At 40.3% G+C, this 10,984-nt stretch carries 7 protein-coding genes; all 7 read left to right on the forward strand.

Features of this window, described 5'->3' with window-relative positions; genetic code table 11:
• The coding region (locus tag AC220I_RS12400; protein WP_486724155.1) for a LysR family transcriptional regulator at positions 1-876 on the forward strand (876 nt) is incomplete at its 5' end.
• Between the two features lie 8 nt (positions 877-884).
• Complete coding sequence (gene glgB, locus AC220I_RS12405) at positions 885-2,810, forward strand: 1,4-alpha-glucan branching protein GlgB (RefSeq protein ID WP_486724156.1); 1,926 nt, start codon at positions 885-887, stop codon at positions 2,808-2,810.
• A gap of 3 nt (positions 2,811-2,813) precedes the next feature.
• The gene (locus AC220I_RS12410) at positions 2,814-3,950 is read left to right on the forward strand and encodes a glucose-1-phosphate adenylyltransferase (protein ID WP_486724157.1); all 1,137 of its coding nucleotides are present in this window, start codon (positions 2,814-2,816) and stop codon (positions 3,948-3,950) included.
• A gap of 14 nt (positions 3,951-3,964) precedes the next feature.
• Positions 3,965-5,098 carry a glucose-1-phosphate adenylyltransferase subunit GlgD gene (glgD, locus tag AC220I_RS12415; protein WP_486724158.1) on the forward strand — a complete coding sequence of 378 codons (1,134 nt, stop codon included), beginning with the start codon at positions 3,965-3,967 and terminating at the stop codon, positions 5,096-5,098.
• Positions 5,099-6,541, forward strand: a complete 1,443-nt coding sequence (gene glgA, locus AC220I_RS12420; protein ID WP_486724159.1) for a glycogen synthase GlgA — start codon at positions 5,099-5,101, stop codon at positions 6,539-6,541. It begins immediately after the preceding gene.
• 23 nt (positions 6,542-6,564) lie between these two features.
• Positions 6,565-9,006 carry a glycogen/starch/alpha-glucan phosphorylase gene (locus tag AC220I_RS12425; RefSeq protein WP_486724160.1) on the forward strand — a complete coding sequence of 814 codons (2,442 nt, stop codon included), beginning with the start codon at positions 6,565-6,567 and terminating at the stop codon, positions 9,004-9,006.
• Positions 9,007-9,026: 20 nt separating this feature from the next.
• A complete protein-coding gene (gene pulA, locus AC220I_RS12430; protein ID WP_486724161.1) occupies positions 9,027-10,973 on the forward strand; it encodes a type I pullulanase in 1,947 nt (648 codons plus the stop codon).
• Positions 10,974-10,984 lie beyond the last annotated feature (11 nt).

The following is a 10,984-nucleotide window of genomic DNA, read 5'->3' on the forward strand; positions in this document are numbered from 1 at the left end:
AAGTTCTTCTATTTTGCAGCAGATGAGCTCAATTTTTCAAAAGCGGCACAGAATCTTCACGTGACCCAATCTGCGGTAAGCCAGGCCATTAAGTCCTTGGAATCGCAGCTTGAGGTCACCTTATTTTTTAGACAAGGCAGAAACATTCGTCTAACTTTTGAGGGTGAAGTCCTATTTAAGCACGTTGAAAAGGCATTTAACTTCATTAAGTCTGCTGAAAATTCCATAAATTCTATAAAGTCCTTAGACGAAGGAACAGTATTTATTGGTGCCAGCGATACCATAACGCGATACCTACTATTATCTAAGATCAAAGCCTTCAACGCCCTCTATCCCAAGGTCAAACTCTCCATCAACAACCGTCCTTCTCCACGTTCAGTCGAACGTCTGAAAAACGGTGAAATTGACATTGCCATCATCAACCTCAATCCCAATGTAGATTATGATGGTCTTGACGTCATCCCCTTCAGCACCATTGACAATATCTTTATCGCAACCGAGGCCTATTTGTCCACCAAGCTTTACGCCCGGCTCTCACTTAAAGATGTCAATGCTTATCCCCTGATTTGTCTCGAAGAAAAATCGACAACACGCAAAATTTTAGAAGAATTCTATCGGATACATCAGCTAAATCTACACCCATCTTTTGAATTTGGCTCATTAGAAGTAATCTTAGAAGCTGTGAAAGCCAATATGGGCATTGGATTTGTTTCAAAAAATGTCGCTGAGCAAGACCTGAACTCGGGAAAAATAAGACAAGTTCAGATAATAGAAGACATTCCTAAAATAAATGTGGGTATATTAACAAACAAAAGCAAACCACTCTCCTTGGCAACTCAAAAATTTTTAAATATACTTCTTGAAACAGAAAGTTAGGTGATAAAATGCAACCACACGAAATCAATCAATACATTCAAGAGAAGGGCTACTTTTATTTGAATGAAGGCGAGCTTGATGTTCATCTTTTTCACGAGGGTACTTTTTACAAGAGTTACGAATTTTTAGGTGCTCACGCCATCAGCCGATTCGATGTAAATGCCGTCCGATTTGTCGTCTGGGCACCCAATGCGCAACAAGTTAACCTCATAGGGGATTTCAACGATTGGGACGCCGCCCGACATCCTATGCAGCGCATAAAAAATAGCGGACTTTGGCAAATTTGTGTTGTGAACGTGCAACCCTTTGACTCTTATAAATACCACATCATCGGTCCCGACCATAGCGTCCACTTCAAGGCTGACCCCTACGCCTTTCACGCTGAAGAAAGACCAAATACAGCATCAAAATATTACGACCTCTCAGGCTACCAGTGGCATGATGAGGAGTGGCTACATAAACGAGAAAAAACAGATCACTACCACAGTCCACTCAATATATATGAAGTTAACTTTTTGTCTTGGCGACAAAAACATGACGGTAAACAATATTCTTATCACGACCTTGCTTATGAATTGATTCCATATGTTAAGGAAATGGGCTATACCCACATAGAGCTAATGCCCATTATGGAGCATCCCTATGACGGGTCTTGGGGGTATCAGTTAACCGGCTACTTCGCACCGACCTCAAGATATGGCACACCCAAGGACTTTATGTTCTTTGTAGATCAATGCCACCAAAACGACATCGGTGTGATTTTAGACTGGGTACCAGGTCATTATTGCAAGGATGATCACGGCCTCTACCATTTTGATGGCGGCCCATGTTATGAATCCGTTGATTATGACCGGGCACATAACGATCAATGGGGGACGGTAAACTTTGACTATACAAAACCAGAAGTGAATACCTTCCTAATTTCCAACATCTTTTACTGGCATGAGCTTTATCATGTGGACGGCATAAGAATCGATGCTGTTGCTTATATGCTCTATCTAAATTTTGGCGGAAAGCTACTTAAAAACAAGTATGGCGGTGTTGAAAATCTAGAAGCCATAGACTTTATTAAAAAGATGAATCAAGTCGTTTTTAAAGCCTTTCCAAGTACCTTAATGATGGCAGAGGAGTCCACTTCATGGCCAATGGTTTCAAGACCCATATCCGATGGTGGCCTCGGTTTTAACTACAAGTGGAATATGGGATGGATGAACGATATCTTGGAGTATATGCAACTAGATCCCGTTTTTCGAAAAGGCTTCCACAAGGCCCTTACCTTTTCAATCACATACGCCTTTTCTGAAAACTTCGTCCTGCCACTGAGTCATGATGAAGTGGTTCATGGCAAGAAATCACTTCTCAATAAAATGCCGGGAACCTATGAAGAAAAGTTTGCCAATCTCCGCTTGCTCTACGCGTATATGATGGCGCATCCTGGCAAGAAGCTCCTTTTTATGGGCGGTGAATTTGGTCAGTTTATCGAGTGGAACGAATGGCAAGCCCTCGATTTTCATTTACTCGACTACGAAGCTCATCAGAAGCTCAAGCACTTCGTCAAGGACTTGAACTGGACATATCGTCAAAACGCTTGTTTCTACGAGCTCGACACCAGCTATGATGGCTATGAATGGATCGAAGTAGATAACGCCAACGAAAGCATCATTTCTTTTGAAAGAATCGACCAAAAGGGTCAAAGACTTGTCGTAGTGCTCAACTTCACACCAGTTGAGCGTAAGAATTATCCTGTGGGTGTGACCATCCCAGGCAAATATGAAGTGATTTTAAATACGGATGCACAAAAATATGGAGGTTCAACCACAAACGCTGGCAAACACTATACCTCTAAAAAAGAACTCATGCATCATCGTTTTCACGCACTGAGAATAACTCTCCCCTCTTATGGTGGTTTATATTTAAAATTAAAGGAGGACTAACCCATGAAAGAAGGCAAAATGATTGCTATGCTCCTTGCAGGTGGTCAAGGATCAAGACTTAAACTGTTGACAAAAGACGTTGCAAAACCTGCTGTTCCATTTGGTGGTAAATATCGTATTATCGATTTTCCACTTAGTAATTGTTCAAACTCTGGTATCTTTGATGTTGGGATCTTGACGCAATACAAACCTTATCACTTAAACTCACACATAGGCATCGGAAGTTCATGGGACCTCGACCGCAGAACTGGCGGCGTTAGAGTCTTACCACCTTACACAAACGAACAGGGTGGTCGCTGGTATAAAGGCACTGCCAATGCCATTTACGAGAATATCTCTTTTATAGATGAACTCAGTCCTGAGTTTGTACTCATCCTTTCGGGAGACCATATTTATAAGATGGACTATTCCATCATGCTCGATTACCACATGGAGAAAAAAGCAGACGTGACCATTTCAGTCATTGAAGTGCCTTGGGATGAGGCATCGCGCTTCGGCCTAATGCATGTCAATCCAGATATGTCCATTATTGAGTTTGAGGAAAAACCTAAAAATCCAAAGTCAAATCTAGCCTCGATGGGGATTTATATATTCGACTGGAAGGCCCTTCGCAAGTATCTCATTGCAGACGAAAAAGATCCAAACTCAAGCAACGATTTCGGCCACGACATTATTCCGAAAATGATGGACGATGGCAAAAAGCTTTTTGCCTATACCTTTGAAGGTTATTGGAAGGATGTTGGTACAATCAAGAGCTACTGGGAATCCAACATGGACCTTCTTGCCGATACCAACACTTTGGATCTATACGATCGAAATTGGAAAATTTATTCTAAGAACAGACATTTACCCCCTCACTTTATCTCTGCCGAGGCAACCGTTGCCAACTCGTTGATCAATGAGGGCTGTCGAATTGAGGGGAGCCTTTACAATACAGTGCTCTTCAATGAAATTAAGGTTGGAAAGAACGCCAAGGTTGTGAACAGTGTCCTACTATCGGGTTGTGTCATCGAAGAAGGCGCAGAAGTTTATAACGCTGTCGTTATGGAAGATGTGGTTGTTAAAGCCGGAACTAAAATTGGCACTGAGAACGATACCATTGTCTATCTTGTTTCGAAAAACAAAATTATTGAATCTTAGAAAGAGGTGACCACATGAAAAACTGTTTAGGAATAGTCAATTTAAGTGAAATAGATAATAACTTTGGTGTCCTTTGCCAAAGTAGACCAACTTCAATGCTTCCCTTTGCTGGTAGATACCGTGTTCTCGACTTCATTTTGTCAAACATGGTCAACAGTGGCATTACAGGGATTGGCGTCTTCACAGGTAACAAAGTACGGTCTGTAATGGATCATCTTGGCTCTGGCCGCCCTTGGGATCTCGACCGCAAAATCAACGGTCTTTTCCTTTTTACGCCAACATACGATTACACGTCCACCTATAAGCGTGTTGGAGACCTTGATCTCTTTTATCAAAACAACTCATTTATCAAATACGCAAAACAGGAGCACTTGTTCCTATCAAAATCCTATATGGTTGCAAATATTGACCTTAATGCAGCCTACCAAGACTTTGTTGATTCAGGTGCTGATATTTCCATGATTTATAAGCCTGTTGAGGACAAGGATCACGCCTTTATCGGATGCGATAAAATTCATCTTGATAAAAAAGGCAACTTTGAAAGTGTGGGAACAAATCTCGGTAAAGATGAAAATTTCAATCTTTCCTTGGAAATGTACTTCATGAAAAAAGAGATTTACTTTGATATCTTATTTGACGCCATAGAAAAGGGGTCGGCAAACTTCTTAAAACAAGCTGTTTTTAACAACTTGCACAAGTACAAAGTCACTACACACAAGTTTGACGGTCATGTTTCTTGTATCAGCAATATCAAAAACTACGCTGAGGCAAATTTCGCAATTTTAAACCCAGAAGTGTCAAATGACCTATTTTTCAAGCACGGTCAAATTTTTACCAAAGTCAAAGATGAACCGTCAACCTATTATAAATCCAACGCAAAGGTTAAAAACTCTTTTATTGCCAATGGTTGTCAAATTGACGGTTATGTTGAGAATTCAATCATATTCCGTGGTGTAAAAATCGAAAAAGGCGCTATTGTCAAGAATTCGATTATCATGCAAAAAGCCGACATACAAAAAAATGTACACCTCAACCATGTCATCTTGGATAAACGTGCGACAATAAATGCAGGTGTTACACTCATCGGCGAACCAAACAATCCTTATATTGCCGGTAAAAAGGCTTCAATTGCTAAGGAGGTTGTTTAAATGAAGGTCGTATTTGTTGCTTCTGAAGCAGCACCCTTTGCTAAGACGGGAGGCCTTGCAGATGTTGCAGGTTCCCTTCCCAAAGCATTGAATTCACCCACTGTTGATGTGGAGGTTTTTTTACCCCTCCACGCCAAAATCAACAAGACTTTTAGAAGTGAAATGACGTTTATTGGTGAAACAGAAGTCACATTAGGTTGGCGTCACCAATATGTCGGTATCTTCAAAATGGAATATGATAAAGTGACCTACTACTTTATTGACAATGAATACTATTTTAAACGCCACCAATTGTACGGAGATGGTGACGATGCTGAAAGGTACATTTATTTTTCAAAGGCTGTTTTGGCTGCCTTGAAGTTCTTGGACATTAAACCCGACATTATCCATACTCATGACTGGCATACCGCCGCTGTAAATGTCCTTCTGGACTACTACAAAAAACACGATCCTTTTTACGATCATATTAAAACGGTTTTTACCATCCATAATTTGAGATACCAAGGGGTTTTTGACCCTTATGTGCTGGGTGATTTGCTCAATTTACCGACAGATTATTTTACGGAAGATGCGCTTAAGTTCTATGACAGCATCAATCTGCTTAAGGGCGGAATCGTTTATTCTGACCATATTACAACGGTTTCAAAGAGCTATGCACATGAAATTACTTATCCTTATTTTGGGGAAAATTTAGATGGCATCATCCAAAAATACCAGCATAAACTCACTGGCATTGTAAACGGTATCGATTACGATTTGTATAACCCCAGCAAAGACCCTAACATCGTCATTCATTTTGACAAACGTTCCATCAAGCGGAAAGATGAATTAAAAATGCATTTGCAAATCAAATTCGGACTTCCAGTGGACCCTGCGATCCCCATGATTGCCATTGTCTCAAGATTGGTGGACATGAAGGGGCTTGACCTTGTAGACCATATCCTTGAAGAGCTTTTGCAGGAGGATATTCAATTGGTTGTGCTGGGAACAGGCGAAAAGAAATATGAAGATATGTTCAAATACTATCAGTACCGCTATCCACATAAACTCGCTGCCCGCATTTATTTTGACCAATACGAATCTCATGCTATTTATGCGGGTACTGATTTGTTTTTAATGCCATCACTCTTTGAACCTTGCGGTCTAAGCCAGCTCATTGCCCTTAGATATGGGTCTATTCCAATCGTAAGACAAATTGGTGGCTTAAAGGATACCGTTATTCCCTTTAATAAATTCACAGGAGAAGGCAACGGTTTTTGCTTTATGAACTACAACGCCCACGAACTTCTCTTCACCATTAAGGAAGCCCTTGAACGTTACAAGGATAAACCAAATTGGAATTTGATGATCAAGCATGCTATGTCTGCAGACCATAGCTGGAAAACCTCATCAAAGGAATACCTAGAGATATATTATGAATTATTGGGTATAAGGAATTCATAATTTGAAATTATGAGGTGAAAAATATGAAACTTTCAGTAGATAGCTTTAAAGAAGATTACATGGCTGCAATTAAAGCCTCAAGTGCAAGGCAAATTGAGGACACAACTTCATTGGAAAGATACAATGCGCTGGGTCAAATGATAAAGGACTATATCGGCAGTCTTTGGGCAAACACAAACGCCACTTATCGCGCTGATAAATCAAAGCAAGTTTATTACTTTTCAATGGAGTTCCTGACTGGGAAATTTCTCGCAAATAATCTCAATTACTTGGGGATATACGATACGGCAAGAGATGGCCTCAATGCACTTGGCATAAATTTAGATGACCTGATTGAAGTCGAGATGGATCAAGGTCTTGGAAATGGTGGTCTCGGTAGGCTGGCAGCATGTTTTCTAGATGCCATGAGTTCAATTTCTATCCCAGGCCACGGCTGCGGTATAAGATATAAAAACGGTTTATTCGAGCAAAAAATAATCGATGGCTATCAAGTAGAGTTTCCCGACAGATGGCTTGTCAACAACAACGTCTGGGAATACAAAAGACCCAACAAAGCTGTTGAAGTCAAGTTCAATGGACACGTGGAAACCTATATGGAAGAAGATCGCCTCTGTTTCAAACACGTGGATTACGATGCCGTTCGAGCGGTCCCATATGACACGCCAATTTTAGGTTATGAAAACAACACTGTAAATACATTGAGATTGTGGTCTGCTGAAGAAATTGAAGACATTTTCGACTTTGAAAACTTTTCACGCGGCAATTATTTAAGCGCCTTTGAAAAAAAACACTCTGTTGAAATCATCACACAAATTCTCTATCCAAACGATGCCTATGATGAAGGCAAGCTCTTAAGACTAAAGCAAGAGTACTTTTTCGTTTCCGCGGGGATTCAGAGCATCATTACCTCTTATAAAAAATTGGATCTACCCATGACTTCTTTCAGTGATCACATTGCGATCCATATCAATGATACACATCCAGCACTTGCTGTTCCTGAACTCATGCGAATACTCATCGATGAGGAAGGCATTGACTGGGACACAGCTTGGCGAATCACTACGACCTGTATTTCATACACCAACCACACCATCATGGCAGAGGCACTTGAAAAATGGCCCCTATACATGATGAAGGAACTCTTACCACGCATTACAATGGTCATCGAAGAAATCAACCATCGTTTTGTGGATACCTTAAAAAATGTTTACCAATATACAGATGAAAATAAAATCAAGCAAATGGCCATTATCAATGACGGTATCGTCAAAATGGCACATCTTGCAATTGTGGGATCACACAGTATAAATGGCGTAGCCAAACTTCATACAGAGATTCTTAAAACCAAAGAACTTAAAGACTTTAACAATATTTATCCAACTAAGTTTAACAATAAGACCAACGGTATCATGCACCGTCATTGGCTGCTCAACGCAAATCCTAAATTGACGGATTTAATTGAAGAGACCATTGGTGATGGATTTAAAAAGAATCCTGTTGTCTTAAGAGACCTTTTAAAATATCGAGAGGATAAAGTCTTTCTTGATAAACTCTACGACATTAAACACCATAACAAGACCCAACTTTCAAAATACATTAAAGAAAAACTGGACGTCGATGTCGACCCTTACTCTATTTTTGATATGCAGGCAAAACGAATTCACGAATACAAAAGACAGCATCTCAACATATTACATGTGATGCACCTGTACAATCAACTTAAAGAAAATCCAAACCTCGATATGCCACCGCGTACTTTCATCTTTGCTGGGAAATCAGCACCGAGTTATTATGTGGCTAAACAGATTATCAAACTGATCAATACTGTGGGCACTGTCATCAATAACGACAAAACCATCAAGAACAAACTCAAGGTTGTCTTCTTGCCAAACTATGGTGTTTCCTTGGCAGGTAGAATGATTCCTGCAGCTGATGTGAGCGAACAAATATCCACTGCTTCGAAAGAGGCTTCTGGCACAGGTAACATGAAATTTATGATGAATGGTGCAGTGACTTTGGCAACCTTAGATGGTGCTAATATAGAGATTATGAAAGAGGTTGGCGAGAACAACATCGTCATTTTCGGTCTCCGAGACCAAGAGGTATATGACTATTATAAAAATGGCAATTACAACGCCTTTGAAGTTTATAACAGCGATCCAAATCTTAAGAAGGTCGTGGATCAGCTGGTCAACAGCTTCCTGCCAGTACCAAAAGACGAGTTTATTCCAATTGTGGACAGGCTCTTAAGATTTAACGATGAATTCTTTATCCTAAAAGATTTTGAAGCTTATTGTGACGCTCAGGAACGTATTTCACTTTATTATCGAAACAAGCCTCACTGGATGAAAATGTCACTTTCCAACATTGCTTGTTCCGGCTCTTTCTCAGCAGACTACACTATTGAAAAATACGCATCCGGCATATGGAACGTAAATCGTAAACCCTTAGATTTTAAATTATAGGACTAAGTGAAGGTGATTCTATGGAATATCCAGTAACCGACCGAAAATTAGGCTTTTCTTATACCCCGACTGAGACAGAATTCAATGTTTGGGCACCTACTCGAAATCATATACAGGTCGCGCTTTATGAGCATCCTCAAGCACTTAACAGAACACTGCATATGATGACGAAGCTTGATGATGGCGTGCATACCATAACAATCGCTGGTGATTTACATGGCACTTATTACACGTTTATAATCAATCACGAGTTAGAAGTAACAGACCCTTATGGCCTCTCCGCTGGTGCAAATGGCCTGAGAACGGCTGTCATTGACCTTAAGCAAACAAATCCAGAAGGCTTTGTACACCATCATCCACCCAAGGGCAATCATAAGTGTGATGCGATTCTCTACGAGTTGCACATAAAAGACTTCACTGGTGACGAGAGTTCGGGTGTCGTTCACAAAGGCAAATTCTTAGGGTTAACAGAGGAGGGCGCCAGCATTGATGGCTATTCCACAGGGCTTGACCATATCGTAGACCTTGGCGTTACACATGTTCATTTAATGCCAGTCAACGATTTTCTCACCGTGGATGAAAGCTCTGATTCCCCTAATGAATACAATTGGGGCTATGATCCAGAGCATTTTAACCTGCCTGAAGGCAGTTATGCCTCAAATCCAAACGACCCTGTTTCTCGAGTTAAAGAATTAAAAGCTTTAGTACAAACACTTCACGAGCGGGGCCTTAAAGTCATATTAGATGTGGTTTATAACCACACCTTCAGAGGCGGTCAATCCAACTTCAATGCACTGGTCCCTGGCTATTATTATCGCATAACTGAGGATGGTATTTTCTCAAATGGCTCAGGCTGTGGTAATGAGTTTGCCTCTGAAAAACCAATGGCTAGGAAGTTCATTATAGACTCCCTCTGTTATTGGGCAAAAGAATATAAAGTTGACGGCTTTCGGTTCGACCTTATGGCCTTGATTGATATCGACACCATTAAATATGCCATTCATGAACTCCAGAAAATCAACCCTGAAATCATGATCTATGGCGAACCTTGGCTTGGGGGGTTATCATTATTGCCAGACCACAAGCGTGTTTACAAGGGTGTTCAGTGCAACCAATGTTTCTCACTTTTCAATGACGATTTTAGAAATGCCATTAAGGGTGACAACGACGGTCAAGGTCGGGGGTTTGTTCAGGGTAATAAGGATTCTGAACACGATGTAAAAGTAGGGATTCTGGGGTCAATTCCTTATGATAAAACTTACATCGGTTTCGCAATGAACCCTTGTGAAACCATCAACTATTTCAACGCACATGATAATCTAATTCTATTCGATAAAATTGCAAAATCAATGGCAGACAAGTCGTATGAGGACTGGATTAAAATCAATAAACTCTGCTTTAATATTTTAATGACCTCTCAAGGCATTCCTTTTTTCCATGCAGGCAATGAATTCTTGAGAAATAAAAAGGGAAACCATAACTCATATAATGCACCCTTATCCATAAACGGGGTCAATTGGCACGATAAGAAACACCATTACGCTTTTTATCTCTATGTCAAGGACTTGATAGAACTTAGGAAAAACCATAAGAGTTTCCGCATGACAGACCCTAATGAAATCAGGGATAAAATTCATTTTGTCGACATAGAGGGTCCTGATCACAATGCAATCGTCTATACAATTCACGCTGAAGAACAAGCAACATATGATTGTCTCTTAGTCGTTCACAACGCAAAGGATGAGGTCTTTAAGCTATCCATATCAGATGTCCTCAGATCAATGTGCTGCGAACTAAAACTCGACGTCATCTATAAACCTACTGAAATTGAAATCAAACAGATTTTCAACGAGAGTGGCTTATTGCATGATCCCCTTATCATTCCAGACATTTCTAAGCATGTGGTGGGGATTAATCCCTTCAGCTCTGCAATTTATACTTTTAAAAGAAAAAAACAAAGCACATAAACCCTATTAAA

The organism is Fusibacter sp. (assembly GCF_057447755.1).